The sequence below is a fragment of the Dongia sp. agr-C8 genome (genome assembly GCF_054658695.1).
On sequence record NZ_BAAGHZ010000002.1, the window covers coordinates 692,384 to 706,918 of the forward strand.

At 65.0% G+C, this 14,535-nt stretch carries 11 protein-coding genes and 1 tRNA gene; 5 read left to right on the forward strand and 7 right to left on the reverse strand.

All coding sequences use genetic code 11. The annotated features are described in order from the left end of the window. Nucleotide 1: 1 nt before the first annotated feature. From ACYQ4T_RS10760 to ACYQ4T_RS10775, 4 genes are all read right to left on the reverse strand, one after another. Nucleotides 2-1,111: an ABC transporter substrate-binding protein gene (locus ACYQ4T_RS10760; RefSeq protein WP_459853608.1), complete on the reverse strand. Its 1,110-nt coding sequence runs from the start codon at nt 1,109-1,111 to the stop codon at nt 2-4. Between the two features lie 176 nt (nt 1,112-1,287). Continuing rightward, nucleotides 1,288-2,094: an alpha/beta fold hydrolase gene (locus tag ACYQ4T_RS10765; RefSeq protein WP_459853611.1), complete on the reverse strand. Its 807-nt coding sequence runs from the start codon at nt 2,092-2,094 to the stop codon at nt 1,288-1,290. Nucleotides 2,095-2,141: 47 nt separating this feature from the next. Continuing rightward, nucleotides 2,142-2,780: an amino acid synthesis family protein gene (locus ACYQ4T_RS10770; protein ID WP_459853614.1), complete on the reverse strand. Its 639-nt coding sequence runs from the start codon at nt 2,778-2,780 to the stop codon at nt 2,142-2,144. Further along, nucleotides 2,777-3,241: a VOC family protein gene (locus tag ACYQ4T_RS10775; protein ID WP_459853617.1), complete on the reverse strand. Its 465-nt coding sequence runs from the start codon at nt 3,239-3,241 to the stop codon at nt 2,777-2,779. The genes ACYQ4T_RS10770 and ACYQ4T_RS10775 overlap by 4 nt, the downstream gene beginning before the upstream one ends. A 234-nt stretch (nt 3,242-3,475) precedes the next feature. Here ACYQ4T_RS10775 and ACYQ4T_RS10780 point away from each other — a divergent pair, with 234 nt between their 5' ends. Continuing rightward, on the forward strand, nt 3,476-4,825 hold the full coding sequence (locus ACYQ4T_RS10780; RefSeq protein ID WP_459853620.1) for an aminotransferase: 1,350 nt from the start codon (nt 3,476-3,478) through the stop codon (nt 4,823-4,825). Between the two features lie 52 nt (nt 4,826-4,877). On the opposite strand, the gene ACYQ4T_RS10785 is transcribed toward ACYQ4T_RS10780, so the two are convergent. Together ACYQ4T_RS10785 and ACYQ4T_RS10790 are read right to left on the reverse strand one after the other, a co-directional pair. Continuing rightward, nucleotides 4,878-4,943: transfer RNA gene (locus ACYQ4T_RS10785), tRNA-Ser, on the reverse strand. Between the two features lie 38 nt (nt 4,944-4,981). Next, complete coding sequence (locus ACYQ4T_RS10790; RefSeq protein WP_459853623.1) at nt 4,982-5,755, reverse strand: alpha/beta fold hydrolase; 774 nt, start codon at nt 5,753-5,755, stop codon at nt 4,982-4,984. 580 nt (nt 5,756-6,335) lie between these two features. Here ACYQ4T_RS10790 and ACYQ4T_RS10795 point away from each other — a divergent pair. From ACYQ4T_RS10795 to ACYQ4T_RS10810, 4 genes are all read left to right on the forward strand, one after another. Beyond that, a complete protein-coding gene (locus ACYQ4T_RS10795; protein ID WP_459853626.1) occupies nt 6,336-7,832 on the forward strand; it encodes a CoA-acylating methylmalonate-semialdehyde dehydrogenase in 1,497 nt (498 codons plus the stop codon). Continuing rightward, on the forward strand, nt 7,832-8,875 hold the full coding sequence (locus tag ACYQ4T_RS10800; protein ID WP_459853629.1) for an extracellular solute-binding protein: 1,044 nt from the start codon (nt 7,832-7,834) through the stop codon (nt 8,873-8,875). Before ACYQ4T_RS10795 ends, ACYQ4T_RS10800 begins: the two co-directional genes overlap by 1 nt. A gap of 125 nt (nt 8,876-9,000) precedes the next feature. After that, nucleotides 9,001-10,395, forward strand: a complete 1,395-nt coding sequence (locus ACYQ4T_RS10805; protein WP_459853631.1) for an amidase — start codon at nt 9,001-9,003, stop codon at nt 10,393-10,395. A gap of 104 nt (nt 10,396-10,499) precedes the next feature. Continuing rightward, a complete protein-coding gene (locus tag ACYQ4T_RS10810; RefSeq protein ID WP_459853634.1) occupies nt 10,500-12,335 on the forward strand; it encodes an AsmA family protein in 1,836 nt (611 codons plus the stop codon). Between the two features lie 5 nt (nt 12,336-12,340). Here ACYQ4T_RS10810 and ACYQ4T_RS10815 read toward each other — a convergent pair whose 3' ends face one another. After that, nucleotides 12,341-14,425, reverse strand: a complete 2,085-nt coding sequence (locus tag ACYQ4T_RS10815; RefSeq protein ID WP_459853637.1) for a putative bifunctional diguanylate cyclase/phosphodiesterase — start codon at nt 14,423-14,425, stop codon at nt 12,341-12,343. Between the last annotated feature and the right edge of the window lie 110 nt (nt 14,426-14,535).

The following is a 14,535-nucleotide window of genomic DNA, read 5'->3' on the forward strand; positions in this document are numbered from 1 at the left end:
CTCAGAGGCCGGCCTGGACGTCTTCCCAGAGCTTGATGTAGCGAAGATCGACTTCGGGCTTGAGCGGCCGGAACAAGGTGCTTTCCTTCAACATTGTCGCCGGGTCGGAAAGGGCCAGGGATTCGAGGCGCTTCTTGTCGACCAGCTGGTAGGCCTTGCTGTTGGAATGCGCGAGCCCGTAGGTCGAGAGCAGGAACTGCCCGACCTCAGGTGAGATCCAGTTGTCGATCAGGTCGTAGACGGCCTTCTCGTCCGCCGTCCCGCCCTTGATCCGCACCAGGCCGGAAACCCAGGTCCAGATGCCCTCCTTGGGCTTCGCATACTTGACCGGCACGCCCTGCGCCATCAGGTTCGACAGGGAATTGTTCCAGGCATGCATCAGCACAACCTCGCCCGAAGCCATGGCCTGCTCCGCCTGGGTCGGATCGTCCCAATAGAACCGGGTGAGATCGCGCTGCTTGCGCAGGAGATCCAGCACCGGGCCGCGCAACTTGTCGTCGGGCACATTGAACATGTCGAGGCCGAGGATCGCCGCCGCGGCATAGACATTGTACTTCTGCCGCCACGGGCTGATCCTTCCCTTGTAGCGCTCGTCGAACAGCATGGCCCAGCTCTCCTCTCCCTCGTAGAGATCGGAGCGGTAGAGAATGGAGGCATTGCCGAGGTCGGCCGGGATCATCAGCATCTTGCCGTCGAAGCTGGTGCCGCCGAGATTCTGCAGGTCGGGGAACACATCCGGCCAGTTCGACAGGCGCGATGTGTCGATCGGCTCCAGGATTCCGGAATCGTGCCACTTGATCATGTCGTCGACCGAGGGATGGCCGACATCGACCACATAGCCGGCCAGCATCTTCTGCAAGGCCTCCTCCTGGTTCGCCATGATCGCGACCCGAGGCATGCCGCCGTGCTTTGCCACGTAGGGTTTGAAGAGGTCGGGTGCGTCATAGCCCGACCAGGTGTAGAACAGCGGCTCATCCGCCGCATGCGCCAGCCGCGCGACCGGCATGCTGACGACCGCAAGCCCGAACGAGGCCATCCACCGCGTCATCTGGCGCCGGCTCAGCTTGCCGTCGCGGAACCGCTCCACCATGCCTTTTGGATCTTTGTGCATTGCTTCGCCTTCCCTGTTTCGAGACGCACCGCTGCGTCTCGGGCGTCCGGTTCTTCAAGCGAGGCGCCGACGCGCCTCGGTTCACTGCACACAGTCGCGAAATGTTAGACGCGACCATGGGTCGCAACAATAACGACACTTGAGAAGAACTGTTTCGCCACCAAGACAATCCCCACTTACCCGGCGACGGCGCTAAGGAACGCGCTCACTTCGCGGTTGTAGTCTTCCGGATTGTCGTCGTGCACATAATGCGAGGCGCGCGCGATTTCGACCCAGCGGAGATTCTCGTTCCGCTTGGCCATTTCCTCGGCCGTCGCACGGCTGAGGAAATCGGACTCCGCGCCGCGCACCACCAGCGTCGGGCAGCGGATACCGGAAACATAGGGCCAGAGATCGACCTGCAGCGAGGGATCGAGCCGCGCCCGCCGAATCCCTTCCAGATCGTAGCGCCAGGTGAGCCGTCCATCCGCCTGCACCCGAAGCGTATGCTCCATGCGCGCGCGCACCGCCTCTTCCGGTGCGTTCGGGCGCCGCGCCCGCCAATAGGCTTCGGCTTCGGCCCATGACGCGAATGACTCCGGCGTGCCGCCGAGCTCGCTTCTGATCCGGGTCGATCCATCCGACGAAGTCGAGGCACCCGGCCCCATATCCTCGATCACCAGGGCGGCGACGCGCTCGGGATGCCGCGCCGCATAGACGATCGCATTGGCGCCGCCCATGGAATGCCCGATCAGTACGAACTTGCCGAGGCCAAGCTGGTCGACGAAGGATTCCAGATCGGCGACGTATTGCTCAACCCGGTATTCCTGCCAGGGACCCCATTCGCTGCCACCGCGACCGCGCTGATCCAGCGCCAGCAATCGGAACCGGTTGCCGAGCGAATCGCTGAGCGACTCCCAGGTCTCGGCATAGCCGCGAAGGCCGTGCAACATCACCGCCGGGATGCTGCTCCGTCCTTCCCAGTCGATGTATCGCAGTCGCAATCCGTTGATGCGCAGATAGCGTTGCGACGGTGATTGCGTGTGCCGGCTCAACGCAGCCCGTCCAAGCCGACGATCTCGTCGGCCCGGAGCCCGCCGAGCCGTGCATGGAGCCGGCCCCGGGTCGCCACCGCGACGCAGACCACCACTTCATCGGGCGCCGGCGCATCGGTGAAGGTGGCGGTGATCGTGTCGTAATGCGAACGCACATAGAGCGCGTCCTTGTGCGCGAGCGGAATGTCGATCGCGGTGCCGGCCGAGCCGCGCTTGCCGGTCGACGGAAACCAAGACTTTCCGCCGCCGACGGCATCCCGGATCGGATCGGCAAAGGCGTTGGTCAGGAAGGCGTTGCCATGCTCGTACTCGCCGGCGGCGCCGACGATGGCGGCCTTGCCGTAGCTCTCGACCGGTTGACCCGCGAGCGCTACGGCGAACCGGCGGCCGAACTCCGCGCCCAGCAGAGCCGACTTCGCGACGATCTGGTCCAGGGTCTCACTGAAGCTTCCTGCATAGGGGTTGTGGATCGCGGCGGCGATCACGACCTTGCGGAGCGGCGTGCCGTCGGCCAGGGCGCCCGACTCCAGCGCATGTGTCTCCTCGACGAAATGATACCATTTCCGGACGTGATAGCCGTGGCAGTTTGCCGGCTTCAACGCGTCCGAGCCGCCGGGTTTCTGCGTGCTGTTCATTTCGGGGCGATCGATTCGATGGTGATCGGGCGGGCGGGCGCATTGAGGTCGTGCAACAAGCGGCGCGCCTGCTCGCCATGCGCCAGGCGGGCGAAGACTTCGAGCTCATTGCCGTCCAGGTCCAGGAAATAAACTCCCCAGGCGATGCCATGGTCGGCGATCTCGGTGATCTTCACGTCGTTCGCCAGAAGGTGCGCGTAGTGAGCCCGCAGCTCCTCGGCGCCGCCTTCGATTTCCATCCCGACATGCTGGAGCCCCAGCTTGCTCGGCTGCGCGCCTGGCGGCGCGGAGAACAAAGCGATGTCGTGATCCTGTTCGCCGAACGAAAGGAAGATACCGCCTTCGCCGCGTGCCGTCTCGATCATGCCGAGCACGTCCTTGTACCAGCGGGCGGATGCTTCGGGGTCCCGCACATTCAAGACGACGTGCCCCACTTTCTTCACGGCCCGGGTTTTCGACATGCAGCATCTCCTTTGCGCGCGACTGTTGCCGATGAAAGGATGGAAGCTGCCCCGCCTGCGGACAATACGCCTGGGAAGCGATAGACTGTTGCAGCCACGGAACTATTGGGCCGCACGGCGATCAATCTCTGCGGGCGCCGTTGCGCTGAAGGAACAGCCTGTTCCCGAAGCTCCGTATTGTTATGCGAGACCCAGCCTCTACCATCGCCGGACCGCCTGGCCCGGAGAACCTGGATGAGCTCGCGCAACTACCCCAACGCCTTCCTGCACCCGTTCTCGAACCTCGCCACGCTCGCGGAGTCCGGGCCGGTCATCGTCGATCGTGGCGCCGGCATCTACATCTTCGACGACCAGGGCAATCGCTACATCGAGGCCAATTCCGGATTGTGGAATGCGGTGCTCGGCTTCGACAATGCCGAGCTCATCGCAGCGGCACAGCGGGCCTATGCCAAGCTGCCGGTCTATCACGCCTTCTTCGGGCGGGTCGCGCAGTCGGCACTGGACCTCTCGGAGCAGCTGGTCAAGATGGCGCCGATGGAGGCCGGGAAGGTCTTCTATGCGAACTCCGGCTCGGAGGCGAACGACACCGTCGTCAAGCTGCTCTGGTTCCTGGCTGAATCGGAGGGAAAGCCGCACCGCCGGATCCTGCTCAGCCGCCGGAATGCCTATCATGGCATGACCGTGGTTTCCGCCAGCCTGACCGGCAAGGACTACGTGAAGTCGGCTTCCGGCCTGCCGATCGCGGAGGTGCGCCACCTATCCTCGCCGCATCACTGGCGCGAGGCGAAGCCGGGCGAGTCCGAGGAGGCCTTCTCGTTGCGCCTCGCCGACGAGCTCGAGCAGACGATCCGCAACATCGGCGCCGATTACATAGCCGGCTTCTTCGCCGAGCCGGTGATGGGCGCCGGCGGCGTGATCCCGCCGCCGCGCGGCTACTTTTCCGCCATGCAGCCGGTCCTGAAGAAGTACGGCATTCCCTTCATCGCCGACGAGGTGATTTGCGGCTTCGGCCGCACCGGCGAGTTCTGGGGCTCGATCAAGTACGACATCAAGCCGGACATCGTGGTTGCCTCCAAGGTCATCACCGCCGGCTTCTTCCCGATGGGCGCCGTGATTCTCTCGACGGAGATGGCCGATCGCGTTGCGAAGGCTTCGGCCAAATATGGACAGCTGCCGACCGGATTCACCACCGGCGCGCATCCGGTAGGATGTGCCATCGCCATCGCCGTGCTCAAGCAGCTGCTCGATGGCGGCAGTTTCAAGGCCGCACAGGCCGCCTGTGTTCCCTTCCAGGCCGCCTTAAGGGCCATGGCGGACCACCCGCTGATTGGCGAGGCACGCGGCGTCGGCCTGATGGGCGCCCTGGAGATTGTGGCGGACAAGGAGACCAAGGTTGCGCATGCGCCGGCTTTAGATGTCAGCGAGCGGATCGCGCGGCAAGCCCTGCGCAACGGTTTGATCTGCCGTCCGCTCGGGCCCGCCATCGTACTGGCGCCGCCCTTCATCATAGAAGAGGGCGAGATAGCCGAGTTGTTCCGACTGCTGCGCTTGACACTCGACGAGGTTCACAGAGATCTGCGCTAACGACAGCAGACGCGACACGCCCGCTTCGAATCCAACTGATTCATTGATATTCTGGCGCACCCGATACGATTCGAACGGACGACCTTTGCCTTCGGAGGGCAGCGACCACCCGCGGCGCGCCTCTCCAGCACAAGTTCAAAATCATTCCTGCGCGCATCAAGCTACCGGTGGCTTAGCATAGCGATCCAGGAACGGCCGGATCGCCATCGCTACAGGCTCGGCATGGGTCTTCAGCAGTAGATGGCCAGCACCGGCAATCTCTGACACCCAGAAAGGACCCTCGTAGGTCTCACCGATCCTCAACTGGTCCTCCGCTGAGAAATAGGCGCCCGGTTCCTCCGTTTTCTGACGATCCCACGCTTTGCGACTGCCAGTGACCATCATGAGGGGCAGTCTTAGGCCCTCCAGGCAATGAAAGAACGTGAGCGGTGTCAGCGTGCGCCGCGCGACATCGAATCCGAAAAAACTTGCGCTGAGGCCAGCAATCGAGTGTCGCTGCTCGACACTGGCTCGATGATATTTCTGGAACAAGACAGCGAGAGAGTCCGACATGCGCAGGTTGTCGAACGGCGTGTCGAGCATCACGAGGCATTGCAGCCGCGGTAAGAGTCGCGACAGTTCCACTGCGACAATGCCAGAGAAGGATGCGCCGATCACCGCGAAGGGGGCATCACCAAAGTTGGCCGCTATCGGTGCCACGAGATCGGCAGCCAGTGCGGCTGGTTCATAGCCGGAGGCTGTCATGTCCGAGTGCCCATGGCCCCGAAGATCGCAGAACATCAGATTGAACCCTGCTAATCGGGGACCAAGGTGCAAGAGGCGTTCGGAACTGCCAAGTGCTCCGTGCAATACGACAAGGTTGGGCTGCGTCGCCACAGGACGAATCGCATAGCTTGCGATCGGACCGGTCTTCGTCTGAATGAACTCCATGCTTCAGCTTAAAATGCTTTGGCTTCCAAGCGATAGATAGCATCGCCCGCAATGAACCCAAACCTTCGCTTCCGCGGCAAGCCGCGCCAGTTCGCGTAACTGCCAGCTGCGACCGTGCTCCTTTGCTTGCTTGAGTCTTGGCAGTGACGAACAACCAGACGGGCTACCCCATCGGCAGCCTGAATCCGATCGAGCTTGTGGTCGTTGCCTCCGTACCATTTCGAGATGATGGCACTGTCGAGGGTGCCGCAGATTGACATGATCATCGTCGTTGCTACGCGCAAACCAGATCTGGTCGGTAGCCGCTGGCGCAGGGGGGGTCGCTTCACCTCCCGCCGGCTCATTTCAATATTGAGGGTCGCAAAGCGGCCTCAACCTGCCCGAGCAACTGGGATGGCCTGCACTTGTGCCGATCTCTTTCGGTGATCTGGTTGCTCAATATATTGAGCATGCCGATAAATATCTTGACCACGCCCCCTGGCCTTCGCTTATATCCCTGGCCCAAGCGATCCGCCCTCGCCGTGGACCGTCGCTGACCTATATTGCCAATCCAAAATCCGAGCACCCGGGAGAGCGCATCATGAGATCCATCCATCATTTTATCGGCGGCCAGGAAGTCCAGGGGAAGAGCGGCCGCACGGCCGAGGTCTTCAACCCGGCGACCGGCGAAGTCCAGGCCAAGGTGGCGCTCGCCTCGAAGGCCGAGCTCGACGCCGCGGTGAAGGTCGCCGCCGCCGCTTTCCCCGGCTGGGCCGGCACGCCGCCGCTGACCCGCGCCCGCATCATGTTCAAGTTCAAGCAGCTCTGCGACGAGCGGGCCGATGAGATTGCCGCGGCGATCACCGCCGAGCATGGCAAGGTCATCTCGGACGCCAAGGGCGAGTTGACCCGCGGCCTGGAAGTGGTCGAGTTCGCCGCCGGCGCGCCGCAGCTCCTGAAGGGCGAGTTCTCGGAGAATGTCGGCACCAACGTCGATTCCTGGGCGATCCGCCAGCCGCTCGGTGTCGTCGCCGGCATCACGCCGTTCAACTTCCCGGCCATGGTGCCGATGTGGATGTTCCCGATCGCGCTGGTCGCCGGCAACACCTTCATCCTGAAGCCGTCGGAGCGCGATCCCGGCCCGACCCTGCTGATCGCCAAGCTCCTGAAGCAGGCCGGACTCCCGGACGGCGTCTTCAACGTGGTGCATGGCGACAAGGAAGCGGTCGATGCGATCCTGGAGAATCCGGAAATCCAGGCGGTGAGCTTCGTCGGCTCGACCCCGATCGCCGAGTACATCTATCACACCGGCACCGCCCATAATAAGCGGGTGCAGGCTTTGGGCGGCGCCAAGAACCACATGATCGTCATGCCGGACGCCGACATGGACCAGGCCACCGACGCGCTGATGGGTGCGGGCTACGGCTCGGCCGGCGAGCGCTGCATGGCGATCTCGGTCGCGGTTGCCGTCGGCGACAAGGTCGGCGACACCATCGTCGACAAGCTCGCGCCGAAGGTGCGCGCGCTGAAAGTGGCGCCGGGCACCGACCCCGAGGCCGAGATGGGGCCGCTGGTCACCAAGCAGCATTTCGAGAAGGTGAAATCCTACGTCGATCTCGGCGTCAAGGAAGGCGCCAAGCTGGTCGTGGACGGACGTTCGCTGAAGCTGCAGGGCTATGAGAACGGCTACTTCCTCGGCGGCTGCCTGTTTGACAACGTCAAGCCGGAGATGCGGATCTACAAGGAAGAGATCTTCGGCCCGGTTCTCTCGGTCGTGCGTGTGCCGGATTACGCCAGCGCGGTGAAGCTGGTGAACGAGCACGAGTACGGCAACGGCACCGCGATCTTCACTCGCGACGGCGACGCCGCCCGCGACTTCGCCTCGAAGATCAAGGTCGGCATGGTCGGCGTGAACGTGCCGATTCCGGTGCCGATGGCCTTCAACAGCTTCGGCGGCTGGAAGCGATCGCTGTTCGGCGATCACCACATGCACGGGCCGGAAGGCATCCGCTTCTACACCCGGCTGAAGACCATCACCTCGCGCTGGCCCACCGGCATCCGCGCCGGCGCCGAGTTCGTCATGCCGACCATGAAGTGATGGTGCGCCTCTCCCGCCGCACGCTTCTGGCATCGCTGGGTGCCTCGCTGACGCTGCCGGCGTCGGCGGCCCCCGGCAGCGGCGGCGAGATCGTGTTTGCGACCTGGGGCGGGACCGAGATCAAGAATCTCACCCGCGCCTTCGCCACCCCGTTCCAGAACGCCGGCGGCCCGACCATCGTCTTCGACGGCACCGGGCCGACCGAGGGCGCCATCCGCAACATGGTCGATTCCGGGGACGTGGGCTGGGATGTCTGCGATGCGGATGGATATTCGGCGATTCGCCTCGGCCGCACCGGTGCCCTGAGCGCGATCGACTATTCGATCGTCGACCGCAATCTCATTGAAACGCCCTTCGCCTTCGACCACGGCGTCGGCGGCTACACCTATGCCTATGTGCTGGCCTATGACACCGAGCTCTACAAGGAGCATCCGCCCCAGAACTGGGCCGACTTCTGGGACGTGAAGCGCTTCCCCGGCAAGCGCGGCCTCTGGCGCTGGATGAACGGCGGCTTCGAGGCGGCGATGCTCGCCGCCGGTGCCCCGCGCAACAAGGTCTACCCGATCAACCTCACCGTGGTCATGGACCGGCTGAAGCAGTTGAAGCCGCATCTCCAGACCTGGGAGAGCGGCGCGCAGTCGAAGCAGATGCTGGTCGATCGCGTGGTCGGCATGTCCTGCATCTGGCATTCACGCGCGGTGCAGCTCGCCGCGGAAACCAATGGCCGGATTGGTTGGACCTGGGCCGACGGCATTCTCTATCCCGGCGTCTGGGTGGTGCCGAAGAACAACCCGGCAGGGTCGCAGGCCTTCAAGTTCATCGCCTCGATGCAGGAGGCGCAGCGCCAGGTCAACTTCACCGGCCTGCAAGGTGTCGGCCCGTGCAATCCGAACGCCACCAAGGCGATGCCGGCTAGTCTGAGACAGCTGGATCCGACCCAGCCGGAGAACCGGTCGCAGCTGGTGACGGTCGACAGCGCCTGGTGGGCGGACAACTACGACCTCGCCATGAAGCGGTTCCAGGACCTGCTGAACCAGGCGTAACGCCCGGTCTTTGCCCGCAAATCTTCCGGTCAGGCAAAATCCCGCACTGGTCATCGGGAACACCTTCCTTTACCAATACAGGTAAATCGACCTAAGTCGACCCGCCTGCGCTAGCCCGAGACCTTATGGACCTGCCGCTCCATCTTCTGCCCGCGACCCGTCTGCTTGAGCTTTACGCTTCTCGAGAACTCTCGCCGGTCGAGGCGACCAAGGCCGCGCTGGCGGCGATCGACCGGCATAACCCGCGCTTCAATGCTTTCTGCGTGGTCGACCCGGAATGCGCGCTGAACTACGCGCGGCAATCGGAAGCGCGTTGGAAGGCCGGGGGAACCCTGGGCCCCTTGGACGGTGTTCCCACCACCGTCAAGGACCTGATCCTGGCTCGAGGCTGGCCGACTTTGCGCGGCTCCCGCAGCGTCGATCCGGATCAGGATTGGGCCGATGACGGCGTGCTGGTCGCCAGCTTGCGGCGGTCCGGCGCCGTCCTGCTCGGCAAGACCACGACACCGGAATTCGGCTGGAAGGGCGTCACCGACAGCCCGATCCACGGCATTACGCGCAATCCATGGAAAGCGGAGCTGACACCGGGCGGCAGCAGCGGCGGCGCGGCGGTGGCGGCGGCCTGCGGCATGGGTGCCTTGCATGTCGGCACCGATGGCGGCGGCTCGATCCGGATTCCCGCGAGCTTCACCGGCGTGGTCGGATTCAAGCCGACCTACGGCATCGTGCCGCGCCACCCGCCTTCGCCCTACGGCACGCTTTCGACCGGCGGGCCGATCACCCGCAGCGTCGCCGATGCGGCGCTAATGATGGAAGTCCTGACCGAGCCTTTCCCGGCGGACTTCTATGCCTTGCCGCTCAAGGACCGCGCGTTTCGCGCCGGCCTCGCGGGCGGAATCAAGGATTGGCGCATCGCCTTCTCCCCAACGCTCTCCGGCGCCAGGGTCGATCCGGAAATCGCCGCGATCGTCGCCGCCGCGGCCAGGCGCTTCGCCGAGCTCGGCGCCGAGGTGGTCGAGGTGCCGCCGGTGTTCGAGGACAGCCTGCTCACCTTCCAGCACCACTGGTTCGTCGGCGCCGCGCTGCAGGTCCGGGGCATGACGGCGGCGCAGCGTCGGCGGCTCGATCCCGGCTTTGCCTATATCGCCGAGCAGGGCAGCCGGCTGCCGGCGGTCGAATACGCCGCCTCGATCAAGGCGCGCGAGGCCTTGGGCTCGAAGATGCTGGCCTTCTTCCAATCCTGGGACCTGCTCATCACGCCGACCATGCCGCTCGCGGCCTTCGCCGCCGGGTCGGATTATCCGCCCCAGGCCGGGCGCGGCGAGTGGAACGACTGGAGCCCTTTCACCTATCCCTTCAACCTGACGCGGCAGCCGGCCATCTCGGTTCCCTGCGGCTTCACCAAGGCCGGCCTGCCGGTCGGGCTGCAGATCGTCGGCCCGATCCTCGGCGACCACCGCGTGCTGCGCGCCGCCCAGGCTTTCGAGCAGATCCAGCCGTTCCGGATGCCGGAACTCTGAGGCCGCGGACGGCAACCCGGCAGCGGCTGCGGGGTTAGTGGGCTATGCGCTGGCCCCGGGGTAGACCAAGGTAGCCGCGCCCTCCCCTCCCATCGGAGCCGCGCGTGCGCTTACGCCAGATCGCGATCGTCATCCTCTCCCTGCTGCTGGTCGTCGTGCTGCTGGCCGGCGCCGGCGTGCTCTGGGCGATGAGCCTCGACTATCGCAGCTACGCCGAACGCGAGGGCAGCGAGGCGCTCGGCCGCAAGGTCACGATCGGGGCGCTGCAGATCGGCTGGGGCGATCCGCTCCACGTCGAGATCCGCGACCTGCGCATCGCCAATGCGCCCTGGGGCACGCGCCCGGAGATGGCCAGCGTCGAGCATATCCTGGCTCAGGTCGATGTATGGCCGCTGCTGGAAGGCAAGATCCGCTACCGCCGCCTGGACGTGACGCGCCCCGACATCCTGCTCGAGCGCGACGAGAAGGGCACCGGTAACTGGAAGTTCCCGAGCAGTGCCGGCCCGGGCGGCCTCGCTCTGGTGCCGAAGGACCGGACCGAGTTTCCGACCTTGCTCGACTTCGCGCTGCAGGACGCGACCATCACCTACCGCACCAGCAGCGGCAAAGCGCTGGTGATCGCCTTGAAGCAGGCGACGGTGCAGTCAGCGGGCGACGACCGGCCGGTGATGGTCGCCGGCGAAGGCGCCTATAACGATCTTCCCGCGACGCTGAAAGCGACGACGGATTCCTTCGACGCGCTGCGCGACGGCTCGGTCCCCTTCCGCGAGGAATTCACGCTGTCCAACCAGGACAGCATGGTCGCCTTCAACGGTTCTCTCATGAACCCGCTGGACTTCGACGCGATCGACCAGGCGGCGCTCGCCATCGAGGCGAAGAACTTCGGCAAGCTGCTGGAAGCCTTCGACGCCGGCCTCGCCGCGGGTTTTCCGGTGAAGCTCGACGGCACCCTCTCCCACCAGGGCAGCCACTGGCAGATCGATGCGATCAAGGGCGCGACGGCGGAGAACCCCGTGACCGGCAGCTTCGCCCTCGACGAAGGGCCGCGCGGCGGCACCGACAAGATGGCGGTCACGGCGCGCTACGATACGCTGGTGCTCGACCGCATGCTCGGCGAGCAGCAATCCGGTACCGACTGGAAATCGATCGCGCTCCAGCTGCCGGAAAAGACCGCGCCGGCGATAGCGGCCGACCTCGCGGCCAAGAAACTGAAATACGGCAAGACGACACTGACGGGTTTCGCGCTGGTCGGAAATGCCGCACCGGGCGCGGTCGATATCGACAGCGTCAAATTCGCCATGGCGGGCACGACGTTCGAAGCGAACGGCACCGCGAAGAGCAAGGGCAAGGCCACGCGCTTGCACCTCAATGCCGGGCTGCCCGGGGGCGATCTCGCCGATCTCCTGAAGGCATTCGGCGTGGCGACCAGCGAGATCGCCGGCAAGATCAGCGCAAGGATCGCGCTCGACGCGAACGCGGCCAGGCTCGGCGAGGTCCTGTCGCAGGGCCAGGGCAGCGCGGTCTTCGCAATGACCGAGGGCAAGGTCTCGCGCGACATCCTCGAGAAGGCCTCGGTCGATCTGCGGACGATCTTTCGCAAGGGAAAGGGTATGTCCGCGGTCAGATGCCTGCTCGGCGTCGCCACGGTGAAGAACGGCGTCGCGCAGGTCTCGCCGCTGATCCTGCGGACGCCCGATGCGACGCTCACCGGCGGCGGCAGCATCGACCTTGCGAAGAACAGCGTCGATCTCACCATCCGCTCGGATCCGGAATCGACCGGCTTCTTCGCGCTCGACATCCCGATCCGCATTTCCGGCGCTCTCGACGCGCCCAAGGCGGCTCCGGATTCGAAATCGGCGCGCGAGACCAGCCTCGCGCTGCCGGAACTGCCGAAGCCGATCCGCAAGGTGGCGGAAGAGAGCCGCTGTGTCGAAGGATAGAGAGCCTAGTTGGCGACGGCCTTGTCGCGCTTCAGCAGCCGTTCCATGCAGGCATCGGGGGTGAGCGGCTTGCCGAACAGCCAGCCCTGGCCGTATTCGCAGGACAGCGCCCGCAACAGCTCGGATTCCTCGTTGCGCTCGATGCCCTCGGCCACGACCTTGAGACGGAACAGGCGTGCCAGCTGCAGGATCGCTTCCACCATCCGCACGCCGGCGGAATCGACGCCCATCGAGGAGACGAAGGAGCGGTCGACCTTCAAGGTGTCGATCGGCAGCCGCTTCAGCAACGAGAGCGACGAATAGCCGGTGCCGAAATCGTCCAGCGACAGGCCGGCGCCGATCGCCCGCAGGCGATTGAGCAGGCCCAAGGTCACCTCGAAATCGCGCATCACCGCGCTCTCAGTGATCTCCAGCTTCAAGCGCGCCGGCTCCAGCCGGTTGGTCTCGAGCGCAGAGCGCACGATGTCGGGCAGCGACGGCCCGTCGAGCTGGCGGCTTGAGACGTTGACGCTGACGAAGAGCTCGGGATTGGCGCCGGCATCGATCCAGGCCCGCGCCTGGCGGCAGGATTGCTGCAACACCCAGGTGCCGATCGGCACGATGAGCCCGGTCTCCTCGGCGATCGGGATGAAGTCCATTGGCGAGACCATGCCGCGCGTCGGGTGGTGCCAGCGCACCAGCGCCTCGAAGCCGGAAAGCTCGCCGGAATTCAGGTCGACGATCGGCTGGTACAGCACCAGCAGCTCCTCGCGCCGCAGCGCCTGGTGCAGGTCGGCTTCGATCCTGAGGCGATCGCGGGCGCGGCGCTGCATTTCAGGGTCGAACACGACCTCCTGGCCGCCGCCCTCGTCGCGCGCCTTGTTCAAGGCCGCGGTCGCGTCCTTGATCAGCTCGTCGGCGATCTCGTGATGCGGCTGCGCCTGGGCCATGCCGATCGAGAGCGTCAGCATGACCGATTCCTCGCCCATGGTGATCGGCTCTTCGGCGGCTTTCTTCACCCGGTTGGCGACGCGCACGAGATCGGTGTCGTCGCGCATCACATCGACCAGGATGCACATGGTGTTTTCCGACATGATGGTCAGCGTGTCGGTGGTGCGCAGCGTGCCGATCAGCCTTTGCGCCACCGCCTTCTGCACCAGGTCGCAGAATGCCTGGCCGTAGGCCTCGCGCATCGTCTCGTAGCGGTCGATCTGCAAGAGGATGATGCCGAAGTTGGCGGCCGGACCGGCGCTGCCGGCGGCGCCGGCGCGCCGCTTGGTCTTGATGATCGACTGGTTGATGCGGTCATAGAGCACGATGCGGTTCGGCAGGCCGGTCATTGCGTCGGTCAGCTTGCGCTCGCTGATGTCGCTGATCGACCCCGCGACCCGCCAGGCCTTGCCGTATTCGTTCCTGAGCGAGGTGCCGCGCACCAGGAACCAGCGATAGGTCATGTTGGCGTGCTGGATCCGGCATTCGATCTGGAACGCCAATGAGATGCCTTCGAGATGGTTCCGGAGCGCCAGCTGGAACGCGTCCACGTCGTCGCGATGCAGCATGCCGACCCAGCTGTCCATCGTGTCGACCGCCGCGTCGCGGTCGAGCCCGAGCAGCTCGAGGCAGCGCGGCGAGAAGTAGAGCTGGTCGCTCTTCATGATCCAGTCCCAGATGCCGTCGCTCGAGCCCGCGACGGCGAGCGCGAAGCGCTCCTGCTCGCTCTTGTTGGCGGCAATCGCCGCGCAGCGCGCGAGATGCGAGCGGATCCGCGCCATCGCCACGGGGAGATGCAGCGGCTTCGAGACGTAATCGTCGGCGCCGTCATTGAGCGCGCCGGCGACCAGATCGTCCTCGCCGACGTCGGACATCATGATGATCGGCAGCTCGTCGGGCCGCAGCACCTGGCGCACGCGGTAGAGCACCTCGAGCCCGCCCATCTCCGGCATGCTCAAGTCCAGCATGACCAGGTCGAAATGCTGCGCATCCAGAAGGTCGAGCGCCGCCTGCCCGCCGGCCGCGGCCGTGACGGTATAGCCCGCCTGGCGCAGCTGCTGTCCGAGCTGCGTCAGGCCGGCAATATCGTCATCCACGCAGAGGATATGCGCGATGCTCACCCTTCAATCCCCGATAGCCCAAGAATCCCGTGCTCCGCATCATATACGCGATTCGTACCAAATTCTTAATTTCTTGGGATAAATGCGGGAATCCGGATGCAGCGGCGCCG

Excerpts from the sequence above, each read along its gene's own strand:
- ACYQ4T_RS10800 (WP_459853629.1), top strand. The coding sequence starts at position 7,832 with ATGGTGCGCCTCTCCCGCCGCACGCTTCTGGCATCGCTGGGTGCCTCG.
- ACYQ4T_RS10780 (WP_459853620.1), top strand. The coding sequence starts at position 3,476 with ATGAGCTCGCGCAACTACCCCAACGCCTTCCTGCACCCGTTCTCGAAC.
- ACYQ4T_RS10805 (WP_459853631.1), top strand. The coding sequence starts at position 9,001 with ATGGACCTGCCGCTCCATCTTCTGCCCGCGACCCGTCTGCTTGAGCTT.
- ACYQ4T_RS10795 (WP_459853626.1), top strand. The coding sequence starts at position 6,336 with ATGAGATCCATCCATCATTTTATCGGCGGCCAGGAAGTCCAGGGGAAG.
- ACYQ4T_RS10770 (WP_459853614.1), bottom strand. The coding sequence starts at position 2,780 with ATGAACAGCACGCAGAAACCCGGCGGCTCGGACGCGTTGAAGCCGGCA.
- ACYQ4T_RS10760 (WP_459853608.1), bottom strand. The coding sequence starts at position 1,111 with ATGCACAAAGATCCAAAAGGCATGGTGGAGCGGTTCCGCGACGGCAAG.
- ACYQ4T_RS10775 (WP_459853617.1), bottom strand. The coding sequence starts at position 3,241 with ATGTCGAAAACCCGGGCCGTGAAGAAAGTGGGGCACGTCGTCTTGAAT.
- ACYQ4T_RS10790 (WP_459853623.1), bottom strand. The coding sequence starts at position 5,755 with ATGGAGTTCATTCAGACGAAGACCGGTCCGATCGCAAGCTATGCGATT.